This window comes from Pseudomonas sp. VI4.1, from assembly GCF_002029345.1.
GTDB lineage: Bacteria > Pseudomonadota > Gammaproteobacteria > Pseudomonadales > Pseudomonadaceae > Aquipseudomonas.
Window position 1 is genome coordinate 1 of record NZ_MULM01000162.1, and the last position, 15,179, is coordinate 15,179.

At 61.4% G+C, this 15,179-nt stretch carries 16 protein-coding genes; 11 read left to right on the plus strand and 5 right to left on the minus strand.

Annotated features, from left to right (window positions below):
* Positions 1-111: 111 nt before the first annotated feature.
* From fabB to BZ163_RS18595, 4 genes are all read right to left on the minus strand, one after another.
* Positions 112-1,332, minus strand: coding sequence for a beta-ketoacyl-ACP synthase I (gene fabB, locus BZ163_RS18580; protein WP_128872124.1), 1,221 nt, complete (start codon positions 1,330-1,332; stop codon positions 112-114).
* A gap of 11 nt (positions 1,333-1,343) precedes the next feature.
* Entirely contained in the window at positions 1,344-1,859 is a 516-nt protein-coding gene (gene fabA / locus BZ163_RS18585) for a 3-hydroxyacyl-[acyl-carrier-protein] dehydratase FabA (protein WP_003179264.1), read from the minus strand.
* 247 nt (positions 1,860-2,106) lie between these two features.
* Positions 2,107-4,008 carry an ATP-binding protein gene (locus tag BZ163_RS18590; protein WP_128872125.1) on the minus strand — a complete coding sequence of 634 codons (1,902 nt, stop codon included), beginning with the start codon at positions 4,006-4,008 and terminating at the stop codon, positions 2,107-2,109.
* Entirely contained in the window at positions 4,005-4,934 is a 930-nt protein-coding gene (locus BZ163_RS18595; protein WP_128872192.1) for an ABC transporter substrate-binding protein, read from the minus strand. Before BZ163_RS18595 ends, BZ163_RS18590 begins: the two co-directional genes overlap by 4 nt.
* Before the next feature lie 259 nt (positions 4,935-5,193).
* Here BZ163_RS18595 and BZ163_RS18600 point away from each other — a divergent pair, with 259 nt between their 5' ends.
* From BZ163_RS18600 to pyrF, 10 genes are all read left to right on the plus strand, one after another.
* Positions 5,194-6,219: an NAD(P)H-dependent glycerol-3-phosphate dehydrogenase gene (locus BZ163_RS18600; RefSeq protein WP_128872126.1), complete on the plus strand. Its 1,026-nt coding sequence runs from the start codon at positions 5,194-5,196 to the stop codon at positions 6,217-6,219.
* A gap of 31 nt (positions 6,220-6,250) precedes the next feature.
* Positions 6,251-6,598 carry a DUF4389 domain-containing protein gene (locus tag BZ163_RS18605; RefSeq protein ID WP_128872127.1) on the plus strand — a complete coding sequence of 116 codons (348 nt, stop codon included), beginning with the start codon at positions 6,251-6,253 and terminating at the stop codon, positions 6,596-6,598.
* Complete coding sequence (gene sixA / locus BZ163_RS18610) at positions 6,595-7,050, plus strand: phosphohistidine phosphatase SixA (RefSeq protein WP_128872128.1); 456 nt, start codon at positions 6,595-6,597, stop codon at positions 7,048-7,050. Before BZ163_RS18605 ends, sixA begins: the two co-directional genes overlap by 4 nt.
* Positions 7,051-7,238: 188 nt before the next feature.
* Complete coding sequence (locus BZ163_RS18615) at positions 7,239-7,682, plus strand: hotdog fold thioesterase (RefSeq protein ID WP_128872129.1); 444 nt, start codon at positions 7,239-7,241, stop codon at positions 7,680-7,682.
* 174 nt (positions 7,683-7,856) lie between these two features.
* A complete protein-coding gene (locus tag BZ163_RS18620) occupies positions 7,857-8,663 on the plus strand; it encodes an alpha/beta fold hydrolase (RefSeq protein ID WP_128872130.1) in 807 nt (268 codons plus the stop codon).
* A complete protein-coding gene (locus BZ163_RS18625) occupies positions 8,660-9,514 on the plus strand; it encodes an alpha/beta hydrolase (RefSeq protein WP_128872131.1) in 855 nt (284 codons plus the stop codon). Before BZ163_RS18620 ends, BZ163_RS18625 begins: the two co-directional genes overlap by 4 nt.
* Before the next feature lie 50 nt (positions 9,515-9,564).
* Positions 9,565-10,224, plus strand: coding sequence for a glutathione S-transferase family protein (locus BZ163_RS18630; protein WP_128872132.1), 660 nt, complete (start codon positions 9,565-9,567; stop codon positions 10,222-10,224).
* A gap of 8 nt (positions 10,225-10,232) precedes the next feature.
* Complete coding sequence (locus BZ163_RS18635; protein WP_128872133.1) at positions 10,233-11,039, plus strand: DUF4892 domain-containing protein; 807 nt, start codon at positions 10,233-10,235, stop codon at positions 11,037-11,039.
* 68 nt (positions 11,040-11,107) lie between these two features.
* Positions 11,108-12,163 (plus strand): AI-2E family transporter, encoded by a 1,056-nt coding sequence (locus BZ163_RS18640; RefSeq protein WP_128872134.1) that lies wholly within the window; start codon positions 11,108-11,110, stop codon positions 12,161-12,163.
* 183 nt (positions 12,164-12,346) lie between these two features.
* Entirely contained in the window at positions 12,347-13,045 is a 699-nt protein-coding gene (gene pyrF, locus BZ163_RS18645; protein WP_008148060.1) for an orotidine-5'-phosphate decarboxylase, read from the plus strand.
* A 100-nt stretch (positions 13,046-13,145) separates the two neighbouring features.
* Here the strand turns inward: pyrF and BZ163_RS18650 are convergent, their stop codons facing one another.
* Positions 13,146-14,150, minus strand: coding sequence for an NADP-dependent oxidoreductase (locus BZ163_RS18650; protein WP_128872135.1), 1,005 nt, complete (start codon positions 14,148-14,150; stop codon positions 13,146-13,148).
* A gap of 231 nt (positions 14,151-14,381) precedes the next feature.
* Between BZ163_RS18650 and BZ163_RS18655 the strand changes: the two genes are divergently transcribed.
* Complete coding sequence (locus BZ163_RS18655) at positions 14,382-15,143, plus strand: SDR family oxidoreductase (RefSeq protein ID WP_128872136.1); 762 nt, start codon at positions 14,382-14,384, stop codon at positions 15,141-15,143.
* Positions 15,144-15,179 lie beyond the last annotated feature (36 nt).

A 15,179-nucleotide genomic window follows, 5' to 3' on the forward strand; every position in this document is an offset into this window, starting at 1 on the left:
GCTCGCCGGGCAAAGCCTGGCTCCTACAAAAGCAAATGCAAAATCAAAGGCACACAAAAACGCCCCGAACCAGTCGGGGCGTTTTTATGTGCAGCAGAGCGGCGGGGGGTATTACTTACCCGACCAGCGCTTCAGTACCAGCGTGGCATTGGTGCCACCGAAACCGAAGCTGTTGCTCATCACGGTGTTGATGGTGGCGTCTTCGCGAGTCTTGGTCAGGATCGGCATGTCAGCCACTTCCGGGTCCAGTTCGTCGATGTTGGCCGAACCGGCCATGAAGTTGCCTTCCATCATCAGCATGCAGTAGATCGCTTCGTGAACGCCGGCGGCGCCCAGGGAGTGACCCGACAGGCTCTTGGTGGAGCTGATGGCCGGAGCCTTGTCGCCGAACACTTCACGCACACCCTTCATCTCCATGACATCACCGACCGGAGTCGAGGTGCCGTGGGTGTTCAGGTAGTCGATTGGAGCGTCAACGGTGGACATGGCCATCTGCATGCAGCGGATGGCGCCTTCGCCGCTTGGAGCGACCATGTCGTAGCCGTCGGAGGTCGCACCGTAGCCAACGATTTCGGCGTAGATCTTCGCGCCGCGAGCCAGAGCGTGTTCCAGCTCTTCGACCACGACCATGCCGCCACCGCCGGCGATGACGAAACCGTCACGCTTGTTGTCGTAGGCGCGGGAAGCTTTTTCCGGAGTTTCGTTGTACTGGCTGGACAGGGCGCCCATGGCGTCGAACAGGAACGATTGGCTCCAGTGTTCCTCTTCCCCGCCGCCGGCGAATACGATGTCCTGCTTGCCCATCTGGATCTGTTCCATGGCCGTACCGATGCAGTGAGCACTGGTGGCACAGGCAGAAGCGATGGAGTAGTTCAGGCCCTTGATCTTGAACGGCGTGGCCAGGCAGGCGGAAACGGTGCTGCTCATGGTCCGCGTGACGCGGTAAGGGCCGACGCGCTTGACGCCTTTCTCGCGCAGGATGTCCAGCGCTTCCATCTGGTTCAGCGTGGAGGCACCACCGGAACCGGCGATCAGGCCAGTACGCGGGTTCGAGACTTGCTCGTCGCTCAGACCGGAGTCGGCGATGGCGTCTTTCATGGCCAGGTAGGCGTATGCCGCCGCGTGGCCGACGAAGCGAAAGATCTTGCGGTCAATCAGCTCTTCGAGGGGAAGGTCAATGGAGCCGGAAACCTGGCTACGCAGACCCATTTCAGCATATTCCGGGTTGAACCGGATGCCAGGGCGGCTTGCACGCAGGTTAGCGGAGACGGTCTCTTTGTCATTGCCCAGGCACGAAACGATGCCCAGACCAGTGATAACGACGCGGCGCATGCGGATAACCCTTAGAAGTTGTCAGTGGAGGTGAAAACGCCGACCCGAAGGCCTTCGGCGGTATAGATCTCGCGACCGTCGACAGTCACCGAACCATCGGCGATGGCCAGGTTCAGCTTGCCTTTGAGGACGCGCTTAATATGAATGTTATAGGTTACTTTCTTCGCGGTCGGCAGAACCTGACCAAAGAACTTCACTTCGCCCGAACCCAGGGCGCGGCCGCGGCCCGGCAGACCTTGCCAGCCCAGGAAGAAACCGACCAATTGCCACATGGCGTCGAGGCCCAGGCAGCCTGGCATCACCGGGTCGCCTTCGAAGTGACAGGCGAAAAACCACAGATCCGGAGTGATATCCAGCTCGGCGACCAATTCACCTTTGCCGTACTTGCCGCCTTCTTCGCTGATCAGGGTGATGCGATCGACCATCAGCATGTTCGGGGCGGGCAGTTGCGCGTTACCTGGGCCGAACAGCTCACCGCGACTGCAGCGCAGCAGGTCTTCCCGGGTAAAGGCGTTTTGTTTGGTCATGCGAGCTCCTCAATAGTCCCGTGCGGCAGGTGGGGCAAATCTTCCCGGCCGGTCGAAGCATTCATGCCTCGAGCCAGCAGCCTACTCATAGACTATTGCGTTGTGGTGAAAGTCACAGCACCAAGGACACGAATGTACACTTGTGCACTGAAATTATTATTCAAGCCCCTTTTCGGGCCTGTTCGGGTGCCTAAGACTGCCGCACTTTCGCCTTTCACGCCAGTCGCAGATAGCCGAAAGGCCTGCACTACTGCACCCATCGCTGCAGAATCTGCTGCAGATCAGTACGTTTGAAGGGCTTGGCCAGGTAATCGTTCATTCCCGCCGATAAACAGGCTTCCCGGTCGCCCTGCAAGGCATTGGCGGTCAGGGCTATGATGGGCAAGCCCGCGCAGCCGGGCAATTGGCGAATCTGTCGGGTCGCCTCATAGCCATCGATAATCGGCAATCGACAATCCATCAGGATCGCTTCGAAAATCAGACTCTCGGCGCTGCGCACCGCTTGCGCGCCATCGGTCGCGACGCTGACAGTAAAGCCCAGGCTGCGCAACATCGCCTCGATGACGGTCTGGTTGACCGGATTGTCCTCCACCAGCAGCACATTGCGCCCCTCGCCATCACCGGAGCCCGTTGGCGTGCGTGGCGTCAGTATCGGCAGCGTCTGTTTATAGAGGGCCAGCGGGATTTCCAGGGTGAACACCGAACCGCGACCTTCTTCGCTATGGGCACGCAAGGTGCCGCCCATCCGCTCAGCCAGGGTGCGGGCGATGGGGAGGCCCAGTCCGGTGCCGCCATAGCGCCTTGAAATGGAACTGTCGGCCTGCTGGAAGGCATTGAACATCGATTCCAGGTGTTGGCTGGAAATACCGATCCCGCTGTCTCGTACCGTGCAGGTAAACCAGAGGAGTTCGTGATCCAGCGATTGCCATTGCGGCTCGATGGTGATGCGACCTTGCTCGGTGAACTTCAGTGCATTGCCGACCAGGTTGACCAGGATCTGCCGGATCCGCGTCGGGTCGCCCTGCACCTGCAGCGCGCACATGTTATCGGGCGTCAACAGCGCCAGGTCCAGCCCGCGTTGCGCTGCGCTGTGGGAAAACGCCTGGGCGCAACTGCCGATCAGGTCCGCGAGGTTGAACGGAATGTGTTCCAGCTCCAGTTCCGAGCGCTCGATGCGCGAGAAATCGAGAATGTCGTTGATGACCTTGAGCAGGTGTTCGGTGGACTCCGACGCCAGCGCCGCGTATTCGAGCTGTTCCTCGGTCATCTCGGTGGTTTCCAGCAGTTGCAGCATGCCCAGTACGCCATTCATCGGGGTGCGCAGTTCATGGCTCATCATCGCGAGGAAATCGGATTTGGCGTTGTTGGCCTTTTCCGCCTCTTCGCGAGTCTGGATCAACTGCGCCATCGCCTGGTGCTGTTCGCGGCTGGCTTGTTCGAGTCCGCTGGCAAGGTTGTTGATGTGCTGCGACAGCGCCCCGAGTTCGGTGTCGTCGACGATGGGCAGCGGGGTGTTGTAGTCGCCGTCCTGAATCGCCTTGACCGCAGTGCCGATGTCGCGGATCGGCTGCGACAGGCTCCCGGCCAGGCGCCGGGCGATCAGAAAGGTAAACAGCAGGGCGAACAACGCAAGAATCCCGGCCTTGAACAGGATCTCCTGCTGGCGCTGGCTGAAGGCATCGTTGGACAGGCCGACAATGACCCGCCCCAGATAATCCTCGGCAGAGGCGGTGCCGGCGACTTTGCTGCCCTGGAAAAAATCATTGTGCAACGGGATGCGTTGCAGCCGCACCGGTGCCTGGAAGACTTCGACCTGATGCGAGCGGGTGTGGGTTTCCGACGGTTGTTCGACGTACACCAGAATCCGGTCGGCGCTGTCCTGAACCTCCAGGAATCGCACATTGGGCGTGGCCAGCGTGGCCTTGAGCAAACTGTCGAGCACCTCGTTGTTGCCCGAAATCACCCCGTATTCGGTGGCCGGCGCCAGTTGGTTGGCAATCAACTGACCGGTGTGGTTGAGTTCCTGGCGCAGGTCCTGGATTCGCACGAAGGTGAAGAAGCTGATCAACAGCAAGGTCAGCAACAGGGCAGGGCCGAGGCTGATGATTTGCGTGCGGGTGTTGATGTCCCAGCGACGATGGAAAGTCATGGGTGGCTTTCTCCTGCGCCCAACTGTGCGGCCACAGAGGCTTGATCGATCTGTTCAATACCCAAGGAACGAGCCACTTGTGGATTGCTCAAGACCTGGAAGCGCTGCGGGTAGTGCGCGCGCGGCCAGTTGGCCGGTGGCTGGTCGAGCAATGTGTCCAGAATCGCCAGCCAGTCGCCTTGATCGCTGTAGGTACTGGCCAGGCTCCCGGCCTTGACGAAACCGGCATTGGGGCCGATCAGCGCCCGTTGCCGTGAGTAGCTGCTGAGCAACAGGTTTTTCGCGGTTTTCGGGTTGAACAGATCGGGATCGTCGAGCCCCAGCAGCACGTCGCTGTTGTTCAGCAACGACTGCAGCGGGCCGCTGTCGCTGGTGTTGTCCCAGCGCGCGGTGACGATTTGCAGGCCGAGCGGCAAGGCGGCCTGGCGCAGTTCGTTCAACAGAAACTCACTGTGACTGTCGTAGAGCACGCCGATTCGTCGGGCCTGGGGCAGAAGAATACCGGTCAGGCGCAACTGCCGAGCCAGCGGCGGATCGCTCCACAGCAGGCTCAAGTGTGGGGGCTGGTTGGCACCCAGCCGTTGGCGCGCTTGCAGGCGACTGATGCGCAATACCAATGTCGCCGGGCCTTGGGCATCTTGCAGGCGCCAGTCGAGGCTCGGCAGGTCAAGCAGGATCAAACGGGTAGTGGCAGGCAGTTTGCCCGGTGCCGGCAGAGCGGGCAGTGGCTGGAAGCGCACGCTGTCGGCAGGGCGCAGCTCACTCAGGGCCTGCGTGAAGGATTGCATGCCGGGGCTGTCTTCGGCAGCGGTCAACAAAATGTCGGCGGCCCGTGTCGGCAGGCTGCACAGCAGGCCGCTAACCACCAGGCACAGCCCGGCCAGCAGGTGGCCAAGGGTTGGCGTCTTTCGCGACCAACGGCGCATCGCCGGGCTGAAAATCGGCGCCAGAGCGAGCGGCGAGCGGGGCGATGCAGAGCCAAACGACACGACACATCCTTGGTAGCGAACAATTGGCGCGCATGTTAACCGAGCTGGTCGACTTTTCCAGTCACGATGAGCGCATTTTCCGCGGATTTATTGCTCTTCTTCGTACAAGTGCCGGTAATTGATCCAGGGGCTGGCCGCCACTGGGCTGCTCCGTATAATGCCGACATCGCCACTGGTATGGATTAACGGATTGCATATGACTGAACAGCGCCCAATTGCGGTCCTGGGAGGCGGAAGTTTTGGTACCGCCGTGGCTAATCTGCTGGCCGAGAACGGGCATCAGGTTCGGCTGTGGATGCGTGACCCCGAGCAAGCCGAGGCCATCCGGGTCAATCGGGAAAACCCGCGCTACCTCAAAGGCATCAAGATTCTGCCGGCCGTGGAAGCAGTCACCGACCTGCAAGCCACTCTGGAAGCCTGCGACCTGAGCTTCGTTGCGCTGCCGTCCAGCGCACTGCGCTCGGTGCTGGCGCCGCATGCCGAACGTTTGCGCGGCAAGTTGCTGGTGAGCCTGACCAAAGGCATCGAAGCCCACACCTTCAAGCTGATGAGCGAGATCCTCGAAGAGATCGCCCCGCAAGCGCGTATCGGCGTACTGTCGGGGCCGAACCTGGCCCGTGAAATCGCCGAACACGCGCTGACCGCCACGGTGGTGGCCAGCGAAGATGAAGACCTCTGCCAGCAGGTCCAGGCCGCGCTGCACGGTCGCACCTTTCGCGTCTATGCCAGCGCCGACCGCTTCGGCGTGGAGTTGGGGGGGGCGCTGAAAAACGTCTACGCGATCATCGCCGGCATGGCGGTGGCGCTGGGCATGGGCGAAAACACCAAGAGCATGCTGATCACCCGGGCGCTGGCGGAAATGACTCGCTTCGCGGTGAATCAGGGCGCCAACCCCATGACGTTCCTCGGGCTGGCGGGCGTGGGCGATTTGATCGTCACCTGTTCGTCGCCGAAAAGCCGTAACTACCAGGTCGGGTTCGCCCTCGGCCAGGGGTTGAGCCTGGAAGAAGCGGTGACGCGTTTAGGCGAGGTGGCCGAAGGCGTCAACACCCTGAAAGTGCTCAAGGCCAAGGCCCAGGAAGTTGGCGTGTATATGCCGCTGGTCGCCGGGCTCCATGCCATCCTGTTCGAAGGGCGCACGCTGGAGCAGGTGATTGGTCTATTGATGCGTGCCGAGCCGAAAACCGACGTCGACTTTATTTCCACCAGTGGTTTCAACTGAGCACTCAATTGACAGGGGCAGGGAGCGAGACATGAATGATCCGAAAGTAGAAGCCAGGTACGAATCCATCCTGCTGCGCGTGCTGTGGATGATCGTCTTCTTGCTGGTCTGGCAAGTGGCGCAATTCATCCTCGGCGCGGTAGTGCTGGTGCAACTGATCTATCGTTTGATCTATGGTGCCCCGAGCGCCAGCCTGATGAACTTCGGCGACAGCCTGAGCCAGTTCCTGGCGCAGATTGGTCGTTTCGGCAGTTTTCACAGCGACCAGAAGCCTTGGCCGTTCGCCGACTGGCCGACGCCGCGTACCCCGGAAGGTGAAGCGCCACACGTTGTGGCGCCAGCGCCGCATCCGGCTCGAGATGAGGAACCGAAACTATGAAACTCTGGGTATTGCGTCATGGTGAAGCCGAGCCACACGGCAAGCGTCCCGATTCCGAGCGGGCGCTGACCGCACACGGTCGTGAAGAAGTGCTGCGCACCGCCGCCGAGTTGATCGGCCAGCCGATTACCGCGATCTATGCCAGCCCTTTCCTGCGAGCGCAGGAAACCGCCTTGCTGGTGCGTGAAGCGCTGGGCTTTCAACCGGAGATCCGCACCGTCGAATGGCTGACACCCGACAACCGCCCGCAAGCGGTGGCGGAACAGTTGGTGTCGGTCGATCATGCGCTGCTGGTCAGTCATAACCCGCTGGTGGGCAACCTGCTGGGCTACCTTCAGAATGGCCATGTGCAGGACCCGGAAGCGGTCCCCACAGCCGGCCTTGCCGAGCTTGAAGGCGAAGGGCCGCTGGCGGGGGCGATGAAGCTCAATGGCATCAAGCACCCTGGCTGAATGAAACGGCCCCTGTGGGAGCGTGGCTTGCCCGCGATGCAGACACCGCGGTGTCAGGGTAAACCGCGTTGACTGCCATCGCGGGCAAGCCACGCTCCCACAGGATAGGGTCGGCGGCGCTGCAAGCGCAGCGAGACGGTGCTGTGGCAGGCTCGGTGACGAATAAAAACCAACAAAGGATGTCAGCAATGAGTTTGTGGCGTACCACTCCCAACATCGATCAGTTGAACGCGATCCAGAAAAACACCATCGGCGAAGTGCTGGATATCCGCTTCGAAGACTTCGATGAAGTGTCCCTGACCGCCAGCATGGTCATCGACCACCGCACTCACCAGCCCTACGGCCTGCTGCACGGCGGCGCCTCGGTGGTACTGGCCGAATCCGTCGGTTCCATGGCCAGTTACCTGTGCATCGATACCAGCAAGTTTTATTGCGTGGGCCTGGAAATCAACGCCAACCATTTGCGTGGCTTGCGCACGGGGCGAGTGACAGCGGTAGCCAAGGCGATTCACATTGGACGTACGACCCATGTCTGGGACATTCGGCTGACCAGCGATGAAGGCAAGGCCAGTTGTGTGTCTCGGTTGACCATGGCGGTGGTGCCATTGGGTGAGAATCCGCCGGCGCGTTGATTGGGGGGTTGGTTGATCGAAAGATCGCAGCCTGCGGTAGTTCCTACACCGCGCACCTGCGATCTTTTGATATTGGCGACTTTTCCTACCACCATTGCTGACAGTTATGGTCATTGCTGTAGGGCCTGGTCTTACGGACAATCAACGCCTGTCCTCGCTCATGGATTTGCCGGTATGTCGCAACAGATTTTTTTCGCCCACGCCAATGGCTTTCCTTCGGGAACCTACGGCAAATTGTTCGCGGCGCTGGCGCCCGAGTATCAGGTGACGCATCTGGAGCAGCACGCCCACGACCCGCGTTTCCCGGCGGACGACAATTGGCACAACCTGGTCGACGAGTTGATTCATCACCTCAGGCAGCAACCGGAACCGGTGTGGGGTGTCGGGCATTCCTTCGGCGGTGTATTGCATTTGCATGCGGCCCTGCGTTGCCCCGAGCTGTATCGCGGGGTGGTGATGCTCGATTCGCCGGTGCTGACCCGTACCGATCAATGGGTCATCCGCGCCGCCAAGCGCTTTGGTTTCATCGACCGCCTGACCCCGGCCGGTCGCACCCTGGGCCGTCGCGAAGAGTTTGCCGACCTGGACGCTGCGCGCGTGTATTTTGCCGGTAAAACCCTGTTTCGCAGCTTCGACCCGGAATGTTTCGATGCTTATCTGCAACACGGTCTGCAAAAGGTCGGCGACACGCTGCGCCTGCGCTTCGACCCGGCCACGGAAATCAGCATCTACCGCGGCGTCCCCCACACCAGCCCGGGCCGGACACGGCAGCTGAAAGTGCCATTGGCGGTGGTTCGCGGACACAAGAGTCGGGTGGTGATGCGTCATCACGCCAGCTCTGTCGGGCGCATGCCGCTGGGCGAGTCACTGACCCTGCCCGGCGGCCACATGTTTCCCCTGGAACGTCCCCAGGATACAGCCGTGCTGCTGAAGAATCTGTTCAGCCGCTGGGAAGGTCGCCGCCAGCAGGATTGCGCATGAGCCCTGCCGTCGAAGAAGTTCGCCTGAGCCTGCCGCATATCGAATTGGCGGCGCATCTGTTCGGCCCGGAAGACGGTGTCCCGGTAATCGCCTTGCACGGCTGGCTGGATAACGCCAACAGCTTTGCCCGGCTGGCACCGAAGCTCGAGGGGCTGCGCATCGTCGCGCTGGACATGGCCGGTCATGGCCACTCCGGGCATCGGCCTGCGGGCGCCGGTTACGCGCTCTGGGATTACGCCCATGACGTGCTGCAAGTGGCCGAACAACTGGGCTGGAAACGCTTCGGGTTACTGGGGCACTCGTTGGGGGCGATCGTTTCTCTGGTGCTGGCCGGGTCATTGCCGGAGCGGGTGACCCATCTGGCGTTGATCGACGGCATCATTCCTCCTACAGACAAAGGCGAAAATGCTGCCGAGCGCATGGGCATGGCGCTGCAAGCACAGCTGGGTCTAAGGGACAAACGCAAACCGGTCTACCACACCCTCGACCGCGCCATTGAAGCGCGCATGAAAGGTCTGGTGGCGGTCAGTCGTGAAGCCGCCGAGTTGCTGGCGCAACGGGGCCTGATGCCGGTACCGGGCGGTTACACCTGGCGCACCGATAACCGTCTTACCTTGCCATCGCCGCTGCGTCTGACCAACGAACAGGCGATGGCCTTCGTCCAGCGGGTCGGTTGTCCTGCAAAACTGGTGGTCGCAGCCGATGGCATGCTCGCCAAACATCCCGAGTTGCTGGAACGTCTACCCTTCAGCCGAGAACAGCTGCCTGGCGGCCATCATTTGCACCTGAATGACGCAACCGGTGCCGACCTTGTCGCAGACTGTTTCAATCGGTTCTTCGCCGTTCCTTGACTTGCGCCGGGCAACTGTCGAGGCTGGGCGGGTTGAAATGGGAGACAACCATGATAGATCTCTACACCGCTGCGACCCCGAATGGCCACAAGGTCTCTATCGTGCTCGAGGAACTCGGCCTGCCCTACACGGTGCACGCCTTGAGTTTCGACAAGAAGGAACAGAAATCCGAGGACTTCCTCAAGATCAATCCCAATGGCCGGATTCCGGCGATTGTCGACCGCGCCAACGGCGATTTTGCCGTGTTCGAATCCGGCGCCATCCTGGTTTATCTCGCTGAACTGAGCGGCAAGCTGCTGCCCACGGACCCGAAAGGGCGTTCGGTGGTGCTGCAGTGGCTGATGTTCCAGATGGGCGGAATCGGCCCGATGCAGGGGCAGGCCAACGTGTTTTTCCGCTATTTCCCTGAGAAACTGCAGGGGGCCATCGACCGTTACCAGCACGAAACCCGTCGTCTCTATGAAGTGCTCGACACGCGCCTGCAAGCGGTAGAGTTTCTGGCGGGCGAGTACAGCATTGCCGATATTGCGACCTTTCCATGGGTGCGTGGCCACGAGTGGTCCGGTGTCGAGGTGGAGGGTTTGTCCGCCTTGCAACGCTGGATGGCGACCATGGAGGCGCGCCCGGCAGTACAGCGAGGCCTGCTGGTGCCCGAACGCATCGACGATGCCAGCGTCGTCAAAGGTGCCCAGGCCATGCTGATCCGATGAGCCCGACCATGCGTTCATTCAGTTTGCTGGCGCTGTGCTGTTTCAGTCCCCTGTCGTTTGCCGCCGATGTCCCGGGCAGTCAGGACCTGCCGATCGTGCCGCGCATGACCGATGCGCAGATCGTCGACTATCGCCCGGCCGTCGAGCTGGAGCGGATCTACCCGCTGGGTGCGATCCGCAAGATCAGCGGCCAGCTGCGCTTCGACGGTCAGGTCAGCGCCCGTGGCAATGCGACCTCGGTCACCTACGAGTTGCCACCGGAGCACTCGTCCATCGACGCCTTCACGGCCGCCCGCGAATCCCTGCAGAAACGGGATGCCGAGTTGCTGTTCTGGTGCCAGGCCCGGGATTGCGGGGAAAGCAGCCTGTGGGCCAATGATGTCTTCGGCAACGCCAAGCTCTATGGCGCCGACGACCAGCAAGCGTTTCTGCTGTTGCGTCTGGCGGCGCCGCAGGACAACACACTGGTGGCGCTCTACAGCATCACTCGCGGCAATCGCAAAGCCTATCTGCACGTCGAACAGTTCGACGCCACGGCACCCCTGGGCAATGTGCTGCCGACATCCGCGACCTTGCTGCGCGAGCTCAAGAGCACCGGTGAGCTCGATTTCCCCAAGCTGACCGGCGATCCCGACGAGACCTGGCTGCGCTTGATCTCCCGTGGATTGAATCTTGACACCACCTTGCGGGTCAGTATTTCCGGGCCCAAGGCCGAAGCCTGGCGCCAGGCGCTGATCGGGCAGGGCGTACGTACGGCCAGACTGGAAGCCGGCAATGTCGAAGGCTCTGGCCTGCACCTCGAACTGTTGCGATAAGCTGTATCGGGTGAACGTGCTCGCACGTTCACCTACTTTTTGGCTGACTGACTTTTTTCGAGACTGGGATGATCAATAACGATCGGCTGTTGGTGCAGATCCTGCTCCTGGTGCTGTTTGGCGCAAGTTTATGGGTGATGGCGCCGTTCTGGTCCGCGTTGTTCTGGGGCGCGGTGCTGGCCTTCGCCAGCTGGCCGCTGATGCGTTTGCTGACCCGCTGGCTCAACGGGCGCGAATCCCTGGCGGCGGCGCTGCTGACCATGGGCTGGATGGTGCTGGTGGCGGCGCCGCTGGTATGGCTGGGGTTCAACCTGGCGGACCATGTGCGCGACGCCACGGCGTTCATCAAGGATGTGCAGGTCGATGGCCTGCCCGAAGCACCGGGCTGGCTGGGCAGTATTCCCTTGGTGGGCGAGCGGCTGGTGGGCATCTGGAACAGTATCGATCAGCAGGGCGCGGCGATGATGCTGGCGATCAAGCCCTATCTGGGGCAGGTCGGTAACTGGTTGCTGGCACGCAGTGCGCAGATTGGCGGCGGAATTCTCGAACTGACGTTGAGCATTGTCTTTGTGTTCTTTTTCTACCGCGACGGGCCGCGGTTGGCGGCGTTTGTTCACGGATTGCTGCAGCGGCTGATCGGTGATCGAGCCGGCTATTACATCGAACTGGTGGCGGGAACGGTGCAACGCGTGGTGAACGGGGTCATCGGGACGGCGGCGGCTCAGGCGGTTCTGGCGTTGATCGGGTTCCTGATTGCCGGGGTTCCCGGGGCGCTGGTCCTGGGGATCGTCACGTTCTTGCTGAGCCTGATTCCGATGGGGCCACCGCTGGTGTGGATTCCGGCCACGGCCTGGCTGGCCTGGAAGGGTGACTACGGGATGGCGGTGTTCCTCGGCTGCTGGGGGATGTTCATCATCAGTGGGGTCGACAACGTGCTCAAGCCTTACCTGATCAGTCGGGGCGGCAATTTGCCCTTGGTGATTGTATTGCTCGGGGTGTTTGGCGGGCTGATTGCGTTTGGGTTCATCGGTTTGTTTATCGGGCCGACCTTGTTGGCCGTGGCTTACAGCTTGCTGACCGACTGGAGCAAGACTCAAGCCCGGGTCGAGGATCGCCGGCCTTGAGAGGCGGCGCGGGGGCGCTGTTCATCCAGTGCGGGTGTGTCAGGCGACTATCTGACTCGACACAATGGGCGCAGGGGCTAGGCTTGCGGGAGCCGGCTCGACGATTTACCGATCATCGGGTCCCGCAGCGCCACTGGTTCCGCTACAATGCGCGCCGATTTCGACCTGCCTGAGAGCCCACTCATGTCCGCCTGCCAGACTCCCATCATCGTCGCCCTGGATTTCCCTACCCGTGACGCCGCACTGAAGCTGGCCGATCAGTTGGACCCGAAGCTGTGCCGGGTCAAAGTCGGTAAAGAACTGTTTACCAGCTGCGCCTCGGAAATCGTTGGCACCCTGCGTGACAAGGGTTTCGAAGTATTCCTGGACCTCAAGTTCCACGACATCCCGAATACCACCGCGATGGCCGTCAAGGCGGCCGCGGAAATGGGCGTATGGATGGTCAACGTGCACTGTTCCGGTGGTCTGCGCATGATGGCCGCCTGTCGCGAAGTGCTCGACCAGCGCACCGGCCCGAAGCCGCTGTTGATCGGCGTGACCGTGCTGACCAGCATGGAACGTGAGGACCTGGCGGGTATCGGCCTGGACATCGAGCCGCAGGAGCAGGTGCTGCGTCTGGCCGCACTGGCGGAAAAAGCCGGGATGGACGGTCTGGTCTGTTCGGCCCTGGAAGCCCAGGCCCTGAAATCGGCTCACCCGTCGCTGCAACTGGTGACCCCGGGGATTCGTCCGGCGGGCAGCGCCCAGGACGATCAGCGCCGTATCCTGACCCCGCGTCAGGCGCTGGATGCCGGTTCCGATTACCTGGTAATCGGCCGTCCGATCAGCCAGGCGGCGGATCCGGCCAAGGCACTCGCCGCCGTAGTGGCCGAACTCGCCTGATCACCTGTAGGAGCCGGCTTGCTGGCGAAGGCATCACCGCGGTGGACCTGACTCCCCGCGGTGCCTGCATCGCCAGCAAGCCGGCTCCTACTGGCCTGCGTTAAACCTTCAGCACCAACTTCCCGAAATTCTCTCCGCTGAACAATTTCATCAGCGTCTCCGGGAACGTCTCCAGTCCTTCGACGATGTCTTCCTTGCTCTTGAGCTGCCCCTTGGCCATCCAGCCCGCCATTTCCTGCGCGGCAGCGGCGTACTGTGCGGCGTAATCCATCACCACGAAACCTTCCATCCGCGCGCGGTTGACCAGCAGCGACAGGTAGTTGGCCGGACCTTTGACCGCTTCCTTGTTGTTGTACTGGCTGATGGCGCCGCAAATCACCACCCGTGCCTTCAGGTTCAGGCGGCTCAGCACAGCGTCGAGGATATCGCCGCCGACGTTATCGAAGTACACATCCACGCCTTTCGGACACTCGCGCTTGAGCCCGGCGTGGACGTCTTCGTTCTTGTAATCGATGGCGCCGTCAAAACCCAGTTCGTCGATCAGGAACCGGCACTTGTCGGCACCGCCCGCGATGCCGACGACGCGGCACCCCTTGAGCTTGGCAATCTGCCCGGCAATGCTGCCCACCGCGCCGGCCGCGCCCGAGAGCACCACAGTGTCACCGGCCTTGGGCGCACCGACGTCGAGCAGGGCGAAGTAGGCGGTCATCCCGGTCATGCCCAGTGCCGAAAGAAAGCGCGGCAGCGGTGCCAGTTTCGGATCGACTTTGTAGAAGCCCCGTGGCTCGCCGAGGAAATAGTCCTGCACGCCCAGGGCACCGTTGACGTAGTCCCCGACCGCAAAATCCGAATGGTTCGAAGCAATGACCTGGCCGACACCCAATGCACGCATGACTTCGCCGATCGCCACTGGCGGAATATAGGACTTGCCCTCGTTCATCCAGCCGCGCATGGCCGGGTCCAGGGACAAGTATTCGTTTTTGACCAGAATCTGACCCGCGGCCGGTTCGCCGACCGGTACTTGCTGATAGGTAAAGGTCTCGCGGGTTGCCGCACCCACCGGACGTCTGGCGAGCAGGAACTGGCGATTGGTCTGGGTAGTCATGACAGGCACTCAAGATGAATGAAGTCTTGTTGATAGCCCTTGATGATCATTGCCGCAAGTCGCGCCGATGCCGCGAATGCAGTCCGATCCAGAACAGTGATGGCTGGCCCGGCGGTTTTATCACTGCCACTCATGGGCACTCAACCGGCCTTCTGATAGTGCTGCCGCGCTACGGATGCCTGTGGCTAGATTGCGTTACGCGGACCCCGCATCTTCTACGAGGACATAACAATGAGCATGACGTTTTCCGGCCAGGTGGCAGTGGTGACAGGGGCGGCCGCCGGTATTGGCCGCGCGACGGCTCAGGCGTTCGCCGCCGAAGGCTTGAAAGTGGTGGTGGCCGACCTCGACACGGCAGGTGGCGAGGGCACGGTGGCGTTGATTCGCACGGCGGGTGGTGAAGCAACGTTCGTGCGTTGCAACGTCACGCTGGAAAGCGATGTAAAAAACCTGATGGATGAAGTCGTCAATACCTACGGCCGTCTCGACTATGCCTTCAACAACGCCGGCATCGAGATCGAGAAAGGCAAGCTGGCCGAGGGTACGATCGACGAATTCGACGCGATCATGGGCGTCAATGTCAAAGGGGTCTGGCTGTGCATGAAGTACCAGTTGCCCTTGCTGCTGGCCCAGGGCGGTGGTGCGATCGTCAACACCGCATCGGTGGCCGGCCTGGGAGCGGCGCCGAAGATGAGTATCTACGCCGCCTCCAAGCATGCAGTGATCGGCCTGACCAAATCGGCGGCCATCGAATACGCCAAGAAAAAGATTCGCGTGAATGCGGTGTGTCCGGCGGTGATCGATACCGACATGTTCCGCCGTGCCTATGAAGCGGATCCGAAGAAGGGCGAATTCGCCAATGCCATGCACCCGGTGGGTCGCATCGGCAAGGTTGAGGAGATTGCCAGCGCGGTGCTGTACCTGTGCAGCGATGGTGCAGCGTTCACCACCGGCCACTCGTTGGCGGTGGACGGAGGCGTCACGGCATTCTGAAGCCAGGCACTGCGGTGCAAAACCCCACATTGGTGT